This window comes from Streptomyces sp. V4I23 (assembly GCF_030817975.1).
Taxonomy (GTDB): Bacteria; Actinomycetota; Actinomycetes; order Streptomycetales; family Streptomycetaceae; genus Streptomyces.
In genome coordinates, this window is sequence record NZ_JAUSZW010000004.1 from 5721840 (window position 1) to 5737135 (window position 15296).

Here is a 15296-nt window from a genome sequence, read left to right on the forward strand (position 1 = left end):
CCCTACAGACCGGGGCGGAGCGCTCCCTTCCTGGTCCCTGTGCGCGGACCACCGCTCAGTGCAGCGGGCTGACCCGGGTGCCGTCCGCGAGACGGCCGTTCAGCTCCGCCCGCGTTCCCTCCCGCGCCCGTACCGCCAGCACGCGGCCGGCGCTCTCGCCCGTGGCCCCGCCCGAGACGGTCAGCGAGGCGAACTGTCCGCTTCCCGCGGCGAGTACGTACCACTGGCCCGCCTGCGACTTCCACAGCACGCCCGCCAGCGCCCGGGGCTCGCGCACCCCGCACGACGGCGCGTCCTCCGCCCGCGCCACCACGGTGCCCGGTGCCCCGGGGCGGTCGGCCGGGGGGTGGAACTGGGCCATCACGCGGCCGCCTCCGCCCCGCCAGGTCTCGGCCCGCGTGCACAGCCAGGCGGCCGTTCCGTTGGCCTCCGGCAGCTTCTGGCGGGCGTACTCCCAGGCGTTGACGCTGCGCACACCGTGCGCGCGCACCCCTGCCAGCGAACAGGCCGTACGCGCCCAGGACGCACGGGCCGCCGGTCCGGTGGCGTCCTGGGGGGCGGCGGGCGGGCCGAAGGTGAGCCGCGCGGGCGTCAGTTCGCCGAGGTCGGTCAGCACCCGGACCGCGCCATCCGCCTCGACGGCCTCCAACGTGTGCCACGCACGGCAGACACGCGCCTGCGCGGGGCTGGGGAGCGGGGCGGTGAGCCCGTCGGCGTCGCGCGGCAGCGGGCGCGGCGGGGCCGCCGGCGCGAGCAGGTCCCGTACGGACGCCTGTCGGACCCACGGCGCCGTCAGATAACGGACGTCCGCGCCCGCGCGGGCCACGACGAGCGCCGCCGCGGAGGCCGTGTCCGCGCCGTCCGTCCGCGCGAAGTCCAGCGCCGCGCCGGGCGAGCCGTCGCGCGGCTCGGCGTAACGCGCCACTCGCAGGCCGTCGTGCAGGAGCACCACCTTCGCCGCGTCCACCTCACCCGCGAACAGCAGGTGCGGCGGTCCCATGGGCGGGCCGGACGGTGTGCCCGGCGTCGCCGAGACCTGGACCGTCGCACCTGGTCGCGCCCACACCGCGAGCGCCCGCCGCAGCAGGCCCCGGTCGCCCACGAGCGGGCCGCGCGCGGGCCACACCGAGAAATCCCGCCGTGTGGAGTGCTGCCAGGCTCCGGGCTCGGCCCGCGTCAGCCTGTCCGGGTCGAGCGCGGCCTCGGCCGCCGGATTGCGGGCGTAGAGCGGGGCCGCCGCGTCCGCCCCCCACCCGTCGCCCGGCAGCCCCAGCAGCGCCCCGCACACCGCGAGCGCCGCGACGGCCACCAGGCCCGCTTTGGCATGCTGGCGGCGGCGCATGAGGTCCGTGGGCCGCACCTGAAGGGAGCACGGGTCGAACTCGGGCGAGCCGAGCAGCGCCGCCGCCTTCTTCCCGCCCGGCACCGCGTCCGCCTCCGCGAGCGCCGCGTCCGGGTCCGCCGCGCCCGCGGCGGCGAGGACGTCACGCACCTGCGTGTCCGGGAGCCGTTCGAGGCCGCGCAGCACGTAGGCCGCGCGCGCGGGTCCGTCGAGCGCGGACAGCCGCTGGTCCAGGGCGAGTTCGTCCGCGCCGCCGGAGCGGGGGAAGACCCGCAGGCCCCAGATGTGCGGCAGCAGAGGCGGCAACTGGGCGCGCCGCGGCCGCGCCAGGCGCCGCAGCGGGAGCCCGGCCTCCAGCGCCTGGCGCAGCACCCGGTCGCGTACGAAGGCGTAGCCGGGGTCCGCACTGCCCGCCGGGCGCCGTGCCCGCGGCACGGCGGCCCCGCCGGAGACCGCCCCACGGCCGCGCGGCAGCGACCGCTGCGCGATCGCGTGCGCTGTCAGCACGCGGCGGTTGCGGCCGAGAGTCGGCGGCAGTACGAGGTAGGCGATCCGCACGAGCCGCGGATAGTGCTCGACGAGCGCGGCCTCCGCCTCGTCCACACCGACCTCGCCCCCGAGGGGGACGGGCGGTGGGGAGACGGCGGAAGTGTCTGCTTCGGTGACGGCATCCTGTGGTCGCACGTTCAACAGAACGAGCGAATCGTCCTATGGTCACAAGGCGCGGTCGCGGACCGGTGAGGGGCCGCCGCGCCCGCTTCGACCCGGCGCGCGAGGCCGGCCGCACCCCTGGGTGGCGCCTGGCCGGTGCAGGCCGCACGCGGAGTGCGGTGCGTGCCCGCCGCGGTCCGCGCGCACCGCGGCGGGTCCCCCTCACCGTGACGTGAGGTGTTCGCGGAGGCGGGCCAGTGTCGACGGGGTCACGCCCAGGCCGTCCGTCACATACGCCTCCATCGAGCCGTACCGCGCGTCGACCTCGTCCAGGGCCGCCGCCAGGTACTCCGGAGCCACGCCGATGATGCCCAGCGCCGTCTCCGGGCGGCCGCCCTGGAGGGTGAAGCCCTCCACCAGCGGCGCGAACGCCTCCCGTACCGCCGCGTTGACCGACAGGTACTCCGCCCGCACCGCATCCGGCGACGCCCCCAGCAGGCTGAGCACGATCGTCGCCGCCCAGCCCGTGCGGTCCTTGCCCGCCGTGCAGTGGAACAGCAGCGGCGTCGCGCCCGGCTCCGCCAGCTCGTTCAGGAACGCCCCGTAGGACGCCCGCGCCGAGTCCGTGGTCACGAACGCCCGGTAAATCGACTCGAACATCTCCCGGCCCCGGCTGCCGCCGAGCTCCTGCTCGGCGGCGGCCGGGTCGGCGAGCAGCTGACGCAGCCGGGCCGCCGCCGGCATCCGGCCCGCGGCGACCTCGTCCGCCAGCACGTCGGCGAGCAGGAGCCGCCCGCCCGGCGGCACCTTGTCCGGGCGGGCGTCGCGCTCGGCCGCCGTACGGAAGTCGACCACCGTACGCACACCGAGCGCGGCGACCGCCGGATCCGCCGCCGGGTCGAGCCGGTGCAGCTGACCGGAACGCAGCAGCACACCGCTGCGCACCGTGCCGCCGTCCGCCAGCCGGACACCGCCGAGATCGCGGAGATTGGCGACGGTGGTGGACGGGATCGCGTTCATGGAGCGGAATGTATGCGCCCAGAGCGTCAGCCGGCGGGCGCGACACCTTCCCGCAGCGACCACCCGCCGAACCGCACCGTCCCCCGCGCCCCGCTGCCGCCGTTCACCGCGCTCATGAAGAACCCGGCGTCCTGCCGCGCCGCCGTGCCCGGCACCGTCACCGTCGCGACGGTCCGCCACGTCGTCCCGCCGTCCGTGGAGCACGCACCGGTGAACGAAGCACCCGCGTTCCTCGTCAGCCGCAGCATGACCGGCGCCCTGACGCCGGTGATGCGCCGGTAGGTGTCGAGCGTGCCGTCGCCGTTCGTGTCGTACGACAGCACGACACCCTGCCCGGGCGTCACGGCCAGGTTCACGAAGCCCGCGTCGCCCGGCTTCCCGAGCGCGTTGCGCACGACGATGCCCGCCCGCGCCCAACTGCCCGTCACCTCCTGCGCGTCCACCCGCAGCAGCACACTGCCCCCCTCGCCCAGCGCGCCCTCGCGGTACGCGGTGCCGAACTGTGTCGTGCCCCGCCACAGGTCGTTGCCCGCGCCGTTGATCGCCAGCCGGTCACCGAGCTGCCCGAACACGGCCGCGTTGGACGTGAACGTGCGCCACTCGGGGTCCAGCGGCGCCGCCAGGTGCACACTGCTGCGCTGGGTGACCGCCACCCGCTCCTCGCCGGCGGGTCCGTACCGCGTCGTCAGCGCGTACGGCATCGGCACCAGCGGCTCGGTCAGCGGCTCGTCCGGCGCCGTCACCCGCCAGGCCACCTCGCCGCTGCCGCCAGCCGCCACGCTCTCCAGATACGCGGCGCCCTGCGGCTCGGCGTCGAGCCCGGTGAGCTCCAGGTCCACCCGGCCCGTCGCCCGCAGCCCGTTGAGGTTGCGGAACGAGGCCGTCACCGTGCCCGTGCTGCCCGGGCTGAACGCCGACGGCTCCACGCGCACCGAGACGAACCCCTGGTACGGCGCGGCGGCCAGGGTGTCGTACACCCGCCGCGCCGTGCGGTACGCGTCGCCCGTCGGCCGCACCGGGTACGCCCGCCGGTCCTTCGTCCACGCCTCCTCGGCCGGGTACCAGTCGAACGACCGCGGCGCCCTGCCCTCCGCCATCGCGTCTGCCTGCTCGGTCAGGTACGCCTCCCACTGGGGCACATGGACGTCGGCCATCAGCCCCTGCCAGTCCCGGTTGGCGTAGTTGCTGAGCTGGCCCGCGGCCGCCCGGTCCGCCCAGGTGGTGATCAGCGCACGGGCCGTGCGCTCCAGCGCCACCGCCTCCTCGGGGCTTGTGGCGAGCCTCTTGGCGTCCTCCAGCCACGGCCCCAGCAGGAACGCGCGATGGCAGCCCGCCATCGTGTCGCTCAGCCGCATCAGCTTCACCCACAGCGCGGCGATCGCGCGGAAGGTGTCGACGTCCTTGTCCAGGTACGCGGCGCGCAGCGGCAGCTGGAGCGTGCGCGAGCGGTTGGCCAGCGCCTGCCGCGCCAGGTCGGTCAGATCGTGGCGGTACGCGTCCGAGTCCCGCAGCGGCGGCCGCACGTCCAGCAGCGCGGCGAAGGCCCGGTCGAAGCCCGCCGGGTCGAAGGCCGTCCCGATCGAGGAGGTGAGACTCGGGCGGCGGCTGAACAGCGAGTCGTACGGCCGGCCGTCGGTGCTCGTGAGCTTGTACGCGGTCGCCGCCAGTGCGGCGAACGCGGACCTCGCCGAGCGGTCGTCACCGCCGTAGCGGATGTGCGCGTACTCGGCGAACCACGCGTCCCGGTCGATCTTCTCCTCGCGCCAGGCCAGTTCGCTGAACAGCTCCAGCGCCGCCGGGTCCCGCTCCGCGGCCTCCGGCATGTACGCGGTGCCGACCAGCGCGCTGCCCGGCTTGTCGCGCCAGGCGGTGAACTTCTCCGTCCACCGGTCCGTGTTCGCGCCGATCGTCGTCCGGCCGCCGAAGTTGGGGATGGTGCCGAAGGCGTACGGCGCGCCGCCCCACTCGGCCTCCCGGTCGGTGACCGTGTCCAGGTCGGACAGGCCGTCCACGATGAGCACCCGGTCGGTGTCGATGGCGTCCAGCAGCGCCGGGCGCGGATTGGCCTGCCAGCCGAGGATCACCCACGTCGCGTCGGGCCGGGCCGTGTGCAGCGCCGTCTCCACGGCGCGGGCGGCGTCCGGGACCGGTACGTCGCCCGCCGTGCCGCCCTCGTGCAGCAGGTCCATCTTGAAGTACGAGACCTCGCCGAACAGTTCCGCCTGGTGCCGGTAGAAGGCCGCGGCGACGTCGGCGAAGGCCCGCGTGCGCGGGTCGAGCCAGTCAGGGCGGCGCAGGCCGTTCCAGGTGCCCTGCGGGATCACGCGCGCGTCGCTGTCCGGATTGCGGGCCGGGAAGTCGTCGGGGACGGTGCCGAAGTATCCGGGCAGCACCGGACGCATGCCCAGCTCCCGCATCCGGTCGGCGATCCTGCGGCCCAGGTCGGTGCGGCGCTCGATGAGGGCGGTGGACATCGGGCCGCCGTACTCGCTCATGTTCTGCAGCAGCCACCACGGCTGGTGCGAGGGCGCGGGCAGCCAGGTGCGCGCCTCGGTGTCCGAGTAGCCGAAGTCCCTCAGCAGCCGGTGGTAGACGGCCTCCTGGCCGGGCGTCACCAGCACCTCGTTGCAGCCGTGCAGGGCCAGCACGTCCAGCAGCCGCTCCCAGCGCGGCCAGTCGGCGTAGGGGGCGGTGTAGCCGTCGTGGGTGTCGTTGTACGCGAACCGGTGCGCGACGGTCGCGGCACGTTCCAGCGGCGCGTGCGGCGCGGGCAGCCGGCGGGGCAGGTCCAGCTGGGAGCCGGACCACGAGATGTGCGCCCGGCAGACGTACTTGAGGTACCAGTGGACGCCGGTCAGCAGCACGGCCGCACTGGTTCCCGCCACCTCGATGCGCCCCGTCGAGCCGGTGACACGGAACCGCTCCGCGCCGCCCAGCACCCGCAGGCGGAACTGCTCCGCGTGCTCGGGCAGCAGTCGCCGCAGCGCCGCGTGCGCGGCGGCGACTGCTGCCTCGGGCTGCGCCGCACGGGTGGCGGGGACCGCCGCGGGGCCCTCGGACGCGACGGCCGGGGTGTGCGCGGCGAGTACCGCGCCTGCCCCGACCGCCCCTGCCGTGCCCAGCAGCGTACGTCTCGACAGCTCGTTCATCAGCGCTCCTTTGTGTTGCTCCAGCGACAACAGGTGCGTGCGCAGCGCACGTTACCCGCGGTTTTGCCGCGCGCAGAGAGGGCGGGAGGGCACCATGGCCGGATGCGGACGAGTAAGAACACCAGTACGCGGCGAGCGGCCCGGACAGGACTGGCGGTTGTGGTCCTCGCCCTGGCCGCCGCCTGCTCATCGGGAGGCGACGACGACGGGCGTGTCGGGGCCGGCGGGGACGCGAAGGAGCCCCGGACGGCGACCGGCAGCCTGGAGGAGATCGCACGCCAGGCCGAATGCGAACCGAACATCCAGACGGACGCGGCCGAGCTGCGGCAGGCCAACTGCGCGACAGCCGACGGCCGGTACGTCCTCGCGACCTTCGCCACCGACCGCGGCCAGCGCGAATGGATCAACGAGGCCAACGACTACGGCGGCACGTATCTGGTCGGGCGCAAGTGGGTCGCGGTCGGCGACGAGAAGGTGGTGGCAGCGCTGCGCGGCCGGCTCGGCGGCACGGTGGAGACGGGCACCGAGCACGGCTCGCACACCGGCGGCAAGAGCGGCGAGGGCGGCCACGAAAGCCACGAAGACCATGAAGGCCGCGACGACAAGGAGCACGAGGGGCGCCACGGGGGCTGAGGCCCCACGACCATCGGTCCGTACCGCGGGCCGGCCGGGATCTCCCGGCCGGCCCGGGAAGGCCGCGCACGACAGTGTCCGCAGACACGGTGAGGCCGGTTCCGCCTGGAGCACTCCAGGCGGAACCGGCCTCGTCCGTTCAGCGGGTCACTGGCACCTGCGCCCGTCGTTGATGCAGTCCACCACCTCGTCCATAAGGTTCTCGTCGAAGACGTTGATGAAGTCACCGTGGTCGGTGACCGGCTTGTGCAGCTGCTCCGGGAAGGAGTCGACGGCGAACACCGAGGCGTTCTGACCGTCGAACACCGGGGGCGGCACGTCGTAGACGATGCGCTGCACCAGCTGCGGAATCGCCTGGAAGCCGTTGGGGCAGTTGCCGTCCTCGTCCGCGAAGGCCACATGGGTGCGGTGGTTGGCGCTGTCCGTGTTCTGGCCGTCCCAGCAGCTCTGGAACTTGAACGAACGCACCACCTGGCTGCCCTCGGGACAGATCGGGTACTTGTCCTTCAGCTGACGGTCCTCGAATCCGGTGCAGCTCCACGAGGCGTTGGCATTGGCGTCGCCGTTGACGAACGCCTTCGCGTCACCGGTGATGATGCGAAGGAACCTCGGCATCGCCGTCACCTTGCTGACCGGGCTGCCGACGAACGTCATCGTGACCTGTGACGGTGTCTGGATCTCACCGACGTTCTGGTCGTTGCCGCCGCCGTCCGCATTGGCGTCGTTCTCCTGCTGCCCGTTCTGCAGGCGCAGCACCGGCCAGAAGTACGTCGACTTGTCGCCCTGGTTGCGGCACGTGGTGTCACCGGCCGCCAGGTCGTCGTCGCTGGCGAAGGCGTCGTTGGCCTGGTTGCCGACGTAGTCGTGCATATGGTGGGCGCCATTGCTCACGCCCGGGGCGACGATGACGTTGTCCGGGTTGAACTTGCCGTTGGCGTTCACACCGCAGTCCGTGGTGAACGTGCCTTGGGAGGAACCGTTCTGGTTGCGCGGCTGCTGGACGTTCGGCTGGACGTTCTGGATCTCGACGAAGTCGCCCGCCTCGGGCCCGTTGCCGGCCTGGCCGGCGCCGCCCTGGTTGCCGTTGCCGTCGTCGCCGTCCCCGTCGTTCTGACCGCCGCCGTCGTTCTGGCCGTCGTTCTGGTCCTGGCCGTCGTTCTGGTCGCCTCCGTTCTGGTCGTCTCCGTTCTGGTCCCCGTCGTTGTTCTGACTGTCGCCGTCAGCGTTGCCGTCGCCGTCGTTGTTGCCGTCGTCGCGCAGGGTGCACGGAGCCATCTGCTCCAGCCCCTGCGGGCGCTCGGCCGAGCGGTCGATCATCGCCACGATCCGCTGGATGACCACCAGGCGTTCGTTGCGCAACGGGGACAGGATCTGGTTCTCGGCGAAGGACCGGTCCGACTGCACCCGCTCACGGTTGTCGGCGAACCGCTGGTACGCCGTGGTGATCTGGGTGTCGAGCGTGGCCAGTTCACGGTCGACCGCCAAGCGCTGCTGGTCGGGCACCTCCTGGAGCGAGTTGCCGACGTCGGGACAGTCGATGGTGGACACCTGCTGCCCGGCCGTGGCCTTGGTGCTGCTCTGCTGTCCGTCGTTCCGCCCGCCCGGCCACCAGCCTTCGCCTGCGGAGGCATACGTATTGGCCGCTACCAGCCCGCCCCCGCCCAGGATCAATGCGGCCGAGGCGGCGATCGCCCGATTGGCCAGCGTCGAGCGTTTTCTTGATGTGCGTCCCAATGGAACTCCTCTGCTTGTTGCCGGGGGGTGTGTGGGTTAAGGGGGGTCCCGGCAGAGGGAGAAGCGCGTCGTCTCATACGGGAGTGGCGCACGGGGTGTTCACCGCCACCATTGATTCGTAGCAACCTCCAGCGTCAAACCGGGCACAATGGGTGCATGACCGAGATCCTCACGCCCCGCCTCCGCCTGCGCCGCTGGACGGATGACGACCTCGTGCCCATGGCCGAGATCAACGCCGACCCCGCGGTGATGCGGTGGATCGACGACGGCTCGGTCCGCGACCTCGAGCAGACGGCGGAGGGCATCGAGCGCTGTGAGGAGGAGTGGGACGAGGAGGGGTTCGGGCTGTTCGCCGTCGAGCTCCTCGCCTCGGGCGAACTGGCCGGATTCGCCGGCCTGTCCGTACCGGACTTCCTGCCCGAGGTGCTTCCGGCCGTCGAGATCGGCTGGCGCCTCGGCCGCCCCTTCTGGGGACAGGGCTACGCCTCCGAGGCCGCTCAGGCCGTTCTGGAGTTCGCCCTTCAGGACCGGGGCCTCGACCGGGTCGTCAGCATCTGCCGCACCGGCAACACCGCCTCCGAGAACGTGATGCGCAAGCTGGGCATGTCGCCGGAGCGCGAGACGGTCCACCCCGTGTACGGGTACCCGCTGCGGGTCTACGCGATCGACCTGACCGAGTACCAGGGCTGACCGGCCCGCGGCCGGCGGGACCCGGCTACGCCCCCGGACGCCCCGCCAGCAGCGCCGCCTCCAGCTCGGGCGGCAGGCCCACCCGCGGCCGGTCCGGCCGCAGCGGCGCCGGCCCGCCGAGCGACAGCAGCCACGACCATGTGTCGCGCACCGTCTCCCGCACCGGCCGGCACCGCAGGCCGGCCGCCAGTGCCCGGGACACCCCGGCCCCGTGCAACGCGCCGTGCATGTCCGGGCGTTCGGCCGCCGGGACCCAGACGGGGAGCTGGGACCACGGCTCGGCGCCCGCCGACAGCACCACGTCCGCAGGCGTCCACCGCAGCCGTGCCGACGACCCTGTCACCGCCACGCACTCCTCCAGCAGCTCGCCCATCGTCGTGTGGCCCGGCTCGCTCACCAGGTTGTACGGGCCCTCCAGGCCCGCCGCCGCAGCGTCCAGCGTCCACTCGGCCAGGTCGCGGACGTCGATGTACTGCAGCGGTGTGTCCCGCGGCCCCGGCGCGACGACGTCACCGCCGCGCGCGATCCGCTCCAGCCACCACGGCAGACGGCCCACGTTCTCCCACGGACCGAGGATCAGGCCCGAGCGCACCAGCAGCGAGCGGGAGGCGCCGAAGGCGTCGAGGACGGCCAGCTCGCCACCCCGCTTGGCCTGTGCGTACGGCACGTCGCCCGCGTCCGGCGAACCGTCGACCAGCAGCGCGCTCTCGTCGTACCCGGCCGCCGGCGGCCACGCGTACACCGAGCAGCTCGACACGTAGACAAAGCGCCCCACTCGGCCCGCCAGCAGCCGCGCCGCGTCCCGCACGGCCGACGGCGCGGCCGACCAGGTGTCGACCACCGCGTCCCACTCGCCGTCGTGCAGCGCGGCGAGGCCGCCGGGGGCCAGCCGGTCGCCGATCAGGTCGGACACCCCGTCCGGAGCCGGGTGCCTCCCGCGGTGGAACACCGTGACCTGCCATCCGCGTGCGAGCGCCCCTTCCACGACCGCGCGCCCCACGAATTCCGTCCCGCCCAGCACCAGAAGTCTCATGGTCACGACTGTGCCCGGCACCGGCCGCCGTCCTCAGGGATTCCGCTGCCAGGAGAAGCCCGGCCCGGAATGGTCCCTACCGGCGGTCACTCTCCCGGTCCGGGCGCGGGGATGGCAGCATGTGCCGACGATGACGGATGCCCGGTCGCCGATGCGCGCCTTGCGGGCCGCGCTTTTCGCGGCGGTGGCCGTCACGTTGGCGGCGATAGGGCATTCGTCCCTGTCTGCGCACGACATCCCCGCTTCCGGACTGCTCGCCGCGCTCGGCGTGACCGCCGCCGCCGGCTGGTTCGCGGCCGGCCGCCGCCGGAGCGCGTGCTCCATCGGGGCCGGACTGCTCGCCGTGCAGGGCGGACTGCACCTGCTGTTCTCCGGTGAGGGACCCACGGCACCCCACCACCACGGGCGGCACGAGCACTACGACACCGCGCAGACCGCCGCCGAGAGCATCGGCACCGGCATGCTCGCCGTCCACCTCCTCGCCGCCGCCGGCTGCGCCCTGTGGCTGGCCCACGGCGAGGCGGCGTTCTTCCGGCTCGCGCACGCCGCGCTGTCCTTCGCGTTCACACCGCTGCGGCTGCCGCTGGGCGCCGTACGGCTGCCCGAGCCGGACGCCGCGCCCCGGCCCGCCGCCGGCGCGGCCGACGAGCGCCGCCACTGCGTCGTCCTCGCGTACACCGTGGTCCGCCGCGGCCCGCCCGCGTACCCCGTCCCCCGTGCCACGGCCCCTGGAGCCGCTGTCTGACCTGGGGCCGATTCCCCATGTCAACACCGACCCTTGGGACCCTCATGTCCATCGACGCCCCCAGCAAGGGCACCTCGTCATCCGGCGCGAGCACCGCTCCCGAAGCGCGCGGCGCGCTGCGTCCCCTCCTGCTCCGTCTCCACTTCTACGCCGGGCTGCTGACGGCCCCGCTCCTCCTCGTCGCCGCGGTCAGCGGCCTGCTGTACTCGCTGTCCTTCCAGGCGGAGAAGTTCGTCTACCGCCACGAACTGCGCGTCCCCGTCGGCGAGCGGTCCGTCCCGCTCTCGGCACAGGTCGACGCCGCGCGCGCCGCCCACCCCGAGGGCACGGTGACCGCGGTGTGGCCCTCGTACGAGGACGGCGCGACCACCCGCGTCCTGATGACCTCCCCCGACGTGGCGGAGGACAAGTCCCTCGCCGTCTTCGTCGACCCCTACACCGCGGACGTACGCGGTGAACTCCCCTCGTACGGCAGCTCCGGCGCGCTCCCGCTGCGGGCCTGGCTCTCGGAGTTCCACGCCGATCTGCACCTGGGCGCACTCGGCCGGCACTACAGCGAGCTGGCCGCCAGCTGGCTGTGGATCGTCGCGCTGGGCGGGCTGGTGCTGTGGTTCGGACGCCGACGCCGTACCAAGCGCGATCTGGTCCTGCCCGAGCGCGGCGCGAAGGGCCGCCGCAGGACCCTGTCCCGGCACGGCTCCGTCGGCCTGTGGGCCGTCACCGGTCTCGTCCTGCTGTCGGCCACGGGGCTGACCTGGTCCCGCTACGCGGGCGAGAACATCGACGCGGTGCAGTCCCGGCTCGGCGGGTCCACCCCCGTCGTCACGGCCGCCCTCGCACCGGGCGGCGGCAGCGGCGGCGGCCACGAAGGCCACGAGCGCCACAGCGGCGGAGGCGGCGGCGGCCACGAAGGCGCCGACATCGGTATCGACAACGCCGTGGCGGCGGCCCGCGGCTACGGCGTCGACGGCAGGATCTCCGTGACCCTGCCGGCCGACGGCGACGGATACGTCGTCAAGGAGACCGACACCCAGTACCCGGTCCACCTCGACTCGGTCGCCGTCGACCCGGCGGACGGCCGGATCATCGACGAGCTCCGCTTCGACGACTACCCGTTGCTCGCCAAGCTGACCCGGTTCGGCATCGACGGCCACATGGGCGTCCTGTTCGGTCCGGTCAACCAGCTCGCGCTCGCCGCGCTGATGGTCGCCCTGATCCTGCTGATCGTGTGGGGCTACCGCATGTGGTGGCAGCGCAGGCCCACGAAGGAACGCACCCTGTCGGTGGGCCGCCCGATGCCGCGCGGCGCCTGGCGCAAGGCGCCGCTCACGGCGCTGCTGCCGCCGGCCGCCGCGACGGCGCTCGTCGGCTGGTTCGTGCCGATGCTCGGCATCAGTCTGCTGGTGTTCCTCGCGGTGGACGTCGCGCTCGGCGCGGTGGCGAGGGCCCGGTCCCGGGCCTGACCGGTCCCGGGCCTGACCGGTCCCGGGCCTGACCGGGACCGGACCCGTGCCTCAGGGCGCGTACTTGTAGCCGACCCGCCGCACGGTCTGGATCGTGCGGCGGTGGTCGGCTCCGAGCTTGCGCCGCAGCCGGGCGACATGGACGTCCACCGTCCGGCCGTCGCCGACGTGGCCGTAGCCCCACACGGTGGTCACCAGCTGGTCGCGCGTGTGCACCCGGTGCGGGTGTGCCACCAGATGGGCCAGCAGCTCGAACTCCAGGTAGGTGAGGTCGAGTTCCCGACCGTCCACGCTGGCGGTGCGCCGGACCGAGTCGATCGCCACCGGGCCCTCGCCGGCCGGCCGCTCCGGCGCGGCGGCGGCCGCCGGGGGCGGCTGCTCGTCGGCCGGTACGAGGACGAGGTAGCCGACCATCGGGGGGCGGCCGGGCAGCGTGGGCAGGGTGTGCGGAGGGGCGGGCAGCCACGTGGCGCCCGGCGGCAGGAGGTCGGCGACGTCCACGACCTCGTCCCGGTCGACGGCACGCAGCCGGTGCCGGCCCGAAGGCGCTGTCCGGTCGGTCGTGACGCGTCCCTGGGGGACGGGGGAGGAGACGGCGGAAGCGGCGGAAATGGTCGAGAAGGAACGGCTGTTCGCCATGGGAGGTCAGCTCTTTCGCGCGGAGGAAGTCGTCGATGCGTCGTGAGGACGGACGTACGTCGTGCGCGCTGGCCGAAGGCCGGGAAGAACGGTTTTAGAGGGCCCGCGCGTTCACCGCGGGGCAACACACCCGGTCGAAGTCGTGGTGCTGACGGGAAGGCCAGAACGGCTCGAGGTCGCTGCGACCCTGCGCGTCGTTCCGGTAGTCGGCCATGTGCCTATTGAAGCAGACCCGCAACGACCGCAGCAGGCCTCTTCCACCTGTCGATACGTGATCTTTCCTACGTGCGCGGTGTTTCGGCCACACGGACCGGAATTGGCGACCCGTACCCTGCGCGCGACCCTACGCGAGAGGGGCGCCCGCCTGGTCGGCGGGCGCCCCTTGGGTCACGCGGGTGATCAGACCTGGCCGGCCTTCTCCAGGGCCGAGCAGCAGGTGTCCACCAGCAGGCGGGTCACCACGTACGGGTCGACGTTGGCGTTGGGACGGCGGTCCTCGATGTAGCCCTTGCCGTCCTTCTCGACCTGCCACGGGATGCGGACCGAGGCGCCGCGGTCGGAGACGCCGTAGCTGTACTCGTTCCACGGGGCGGTCTCGTGCAGACCGGTCAGGCGGTCGTCGATGCCGGCGCCGTAGTTCTTGACGTGGTCCATCGGCTTGGAGCCCTCACCGAGCGACTCGCACGCGGTGATGATCGCGTCGTAGCCCTCGCGCATCGCCTTGGTGGAGAAGTTGGTGTGCGCGCCCGCGCCGTTCCAGTCGCCCTTGACCGGCTTGGGGTCGAGGGTGGCGGCGACGTTGAAGTCCTCGGCGGTGCGGTAGAGCAGCCAGCGGGCCACCCACAGCTGGTCGGAGACCTCCAGCGGCGCGAGCGGGCCGACCTGGAACTCCCACTGGCCGGGCATGACCTCGGCGTTGATGCCGGAGATGCCGAGGCCCGCCGCGAGGCAGTTCTCCAGGTGCGCCTCGACCACGTCACGGCCGAAGATCTCGTCCGAGCCGACGCCGCAGTAGTAGCCGCCCTGCGCGGCGGGGAAGCCGCCCTCGGGGAAGCCGAGCGGACGGGAGCCCTTGAAGAAGGTGTACTCCTGCTCGATGCCGAAGATCGGCTCCTGCGCGGCGAACGTCTCCGCGACCTCGACGAGCGCGGCACGGGTGTTGGACTCGTGCGGCGTCATGTCGATGTTGAGGACCTCGTTCAGCACGAGGATGTTGTCGCCGCCGCGGATCGGGTCCGGGCAGACGAAGACCGGCTTCAGCACGCGGTCCGACGCGTGGCCCTCGGCCTGGTTGGTGCTGGACCCGTCGAAGCCCCAGATGGGCAGGTCGGCGAGGGCCGTGGAGGAACCGGCGGCCAGGATCTTCGTCTTCGAGCGAAGCTTGGCGGTCGGCTCGGTGCCGTCGATCCAGATGTACTCAGCCTTGATGCTCACGGACCTCATCCTTTGCGGGTGCAGCGGTATGCCGCGCAGCTTGGCAACGCGCGATTTCCCGGCCGTTGCCCGTTTGTGAACCCCGTGTTACGCGGAACATTTCACCGTTATGCCCGGCGTGTCGCGCGTGCGCGACGGGCCGCCTCGTGCGCGTTCGGCAGCGACCCGGAGCGGCCGCGGTCCGGGATGCGCCCGACCAGCGCCTCACCGGCCGTACCCAGGGTTTTCGCGGCACCTCCGAGGTGCCGGTCGTGGTCGTGGAGCACCTGGAGCAGGCGCCCGCGGCCGATCCGCGCCTCCGGCAGACGGAACGTCCTGAGACATGCGGCACATCCCGTGGGGTCCGTGATCGCCTCGCCGATGTGCTGCTCCGCCACCCCGCGCCGGAACGGGGCAGGAACCGCCAGCGTGTACCCGTCCGTCCGGTACACGCGCTCGAAGGCGTACGAGGGATCCGGCACCCGTCCGGCGAACAGCGTGTCGTGCTGCTCGGCCCACAGCCGCTTCTGCGCCCGCGCGGCGGCCCGCGGATCCGCGAGTCCTCAGGGCGCGGGCTGTCGCGAGCGCGGCCGTGAACTCGCGCACGGCGGCGCCGTAGTGCGCGTCCTGGTGCACCAACTCCCCGTACGGGTCCTCGCCGGCGCCGGGTGCGGGGCCCGGTCGTCGCCGGCCGCCCGCGTCGTATACAGGGCTCTTTTTCGGCCGGACGCCCGCATCCATGGGGGCGGACGCGCCGCACGAGGGCCGGGTCGCGCAGCCGTCG

The 15296-nt window shown here is 73.3% G+C and carries 12 protein-coding genes; 4 read left to right on the top strand and 8 right to left on the bottom strand.

Translation table 11 applies throughout. The features are described 5' to 3' along the window. Positions 1 to 55 precede the first annotated feature (55 nt). The 3 genes from QFZ82_RS28330 to QFZ82_RS28340 all read right to left on the bottom strand — a co-directional run bounded on the left by QFZ82_RS28330 (position 56) and on the right by QFZ82_RS28340 (position 6162). Positions 56 to 2035: a hypothetical protein gene (locus tag QFZ82_RS28330; protein ID WP_373429448.1), complete on the bottom strand. Its 1980-nt coding sequence runs from the start codon at positions 2033 to 2035 to the stop codon at positions 56 to 58. A 180-nt stretch (positions 2036 to 2215) separates the two neighbouring features. Further along, complete coding sequence (locus QFZ82_RS28335; protein WP_307715842.1) at positions 2216 to 3013, bottom strand: tyrosine-protein phosphatase; 798 nt, start codon at positions 3011 to 3013, stop codon at positions 2216 to 2218. Between the two features lie 26 nt (positions 3014 to 3039). After that, the gene (locus QFZ82_RS28340; protein WP_307715843.1) at positions 3040 to 6162 is read right to left on the bottom strand and encodes an alpha-N-acetylglucosaminidase; all 3123 of its coding nucleotides are present in this window, start codon (positions 6160 to 6162) and stop codon (positions 3040 to 3042) included. 102 nt (positions 6163 to 6264) lie between these two features. Here QFZ82_RS28340 and QFZ82_RS28345 point away from each other — a divergent pair, with 102 nt between their 5' ends. After that, positions 6265 to 6795 carry a hypothetical protein gene (locus tag QFZ82_RS28345; protein WP_307715844.1) on the top strand — a complete coding sequence of 177 codons (531 nt, stop codon included), beginning with the start codon at positions 6265 to 6267 and terminating at the stop codon, positions 6793 to 6795. 147 nt (positions 6796 to 6942) lie between these two features. Here the strand turns inward: QFZ82_RS28345 and QFZ82_RS28350 are convergent, their stop codons facing one another. Beyond that, positions 6943 to 8529: a DUF1996 domain-containing protein gene (locus QFZ82_RS28350; protein WP_307715845.1), complete on the bottom strand. Its 1587-nt coding sequence runs from the start codon at positions 8527 to 8529 to the stop codon at positions 6943 to 6945. A gap of 156 nt (positions 8530 to 8685) precedes the next feature. Here QFZ82_RS28350 and QFZ82_RS28355 point away from each other — a divergent pair, with 156 nt between their 5' ends. Further along, the gene (locus QFZ82_RS28355) at positions 8686 to 9219 is read left to right on the top strand and encodes a GNAT family N-acetyltransferase (protein ID WP_307715846.1); all 534 of its coding nucleotides are present in this window, start codon (positions 8686 to 8688) and stop codon (positions 9217 to 9219) included. Positions 9220 to 9244: 25 nt separating this feature from the next. Here the strand turns inward: QFZ82_RS28355 and QFZ82_RS28360 are convergent, their stop codons facing one another. Beyond that, on the bottom strand, positions 9245 to 10252 hold the full coding sequence (locus tag QFZ82_RS28360) for an NAD-dependent epimerase/dehydratase family protein (protein WP_307715847.1): 1008 nt from the start codon (positions 10250 to 10252) through the stop codon (positions 9245 to 9247). Between the two features lie 130 nt (positions 10253 to 10382). Here QFZ82_RS28360 and QFZ82_RS28365 point away from each other — a divergent pair, with 130 nt between their 5' ends. After that, positions 10383 to 10997: a hypothetical protein gene (locus tag QFZ82_RS28365; RefSeq protein WP_307715848.1), complete on the top strand. Its 615-nt coding sequence runs from the start codon at positions 10383 to 10385 to the stop codon at positions 10995 to 10997. 44 nt (positions 10998 to 11041) lie between these two features. Further along, the gene (locus QFZ82_RS28370) at positions 11042 to 12460 is read left to right on the top strand and encodes a PepSY domain-containing protein (RefSeq protein ID WP_307715849.1); all 1419 of its coding nucleotides are present in this window, start codon (positions 11042 to 11044) and stop codon (positions 12458 to 12460) included. 51 nt (positions 12461 to 12511) lie between these two features. On the opposite strand, the gene QFZ82_RS28375 is transcribed toward QFZ82_RS28370, so the two are convergent. The 3 genes from QFZ82_RS28375 to QFZ82_RS28385 form a co-directional block, all read right to left on the bottom strand. Continuing rightward, positions 12512 to 13099, bottom strand: a complete 588-nt coding sequence (locus QFZ82_RS28375) for a winged helix-turn-helix domain-containing protein (RefSeq protein ID WP_307715850.1) — start codon at positions 13097 to 13099, stop codon at positions 12512 to 12514. A gap of 399 nt (positions 13100 to 13498) precedes the next feature. Then, positions 13499 to 14533, bottom strand: a complete 1035-nt coding sequence (glnII, locus tag QFZ82_RS28380; protein WP_307715851.1) for a glutamine synthetase — start codon at positions 14531 to 14533, stop codon at positions 13499 to 13501. A 107-nt stretch (positions 14534 to 14640) separates the two neighbouring features. Further along, positions 14641 to 14994 (bottom strand): hypothetical protein, encoded by a 354-nt coding sequence (locus QFZ82_RS28385; RefSeq protein WP_307715852.1) that lies wholly within the window; start codon positions 14992 to 14994, stop codon positions 14641 to 14643. Between the last annotated feature and the right edge of the window lie 302 nt (positions 14995 to 15296).

Bases quoted from the DNA above. Each gene is read 5' to 3' on its own strand.
- QFZ82_RS28345 (WP_307715844.1), top strand. From the start codon at position 6,265: ATGCGGACGAGTAAGAACACCAGTACGCGGCGAGCGGCCCGGACAGGA.
- QFZ82_RS28355 (WP_307715846.1), top strand. From the start codon at position 8,686: ATGACCGAGATCCTCACGCCCCGCCTCCGCCTGCGCCGCTGGACGGAT.
- QFZ82_RS28340 (WP_307715843.1), bottom strand. From the start codon at position 6,162: ATGAACGAGCTGTCGAGACGTACGCTGCTGGGCACGGCAGGGGCGGTC.
- QFZ82_RS28360 (WP_307715847.1), bottom strand. From the start codon at position 10,252: ATGAGACTTCTGGTGCTGGGCGGGACGGAATTCGTGGGGCGCGCGGTC.
- QFZ82_RS28375 (WP_307715850.1), bottom strand. From the start codon at position 13,099: ATGGCGAACAGCCGTTCCTTCTCGACCATTTCCGCCGCTTCCGCCGTC.
- QFZ82_RS28365 (WP_307715848.1), top strand. From the start codon at position 10,383: ATGACGGATGCCCGGTCGCCGATGCGCGCCTTGCGGGCCGCGCTTTTC.
- QFZ82_RS28370 (WP_307715849.1), top strand. From the start codon at position 11,042: ATGTCCATCGACGCCCCCAGCAAGGGCACCTCGTCATCCGGCGCGAGC.
- QFZ82_RS28335 (WP_307715842.1), bottom strand. From the start codon at position 3,013: ATGAACGCGATCCCGTCCACCACCGTCGCCAATCTCCGCGATCTCGGC.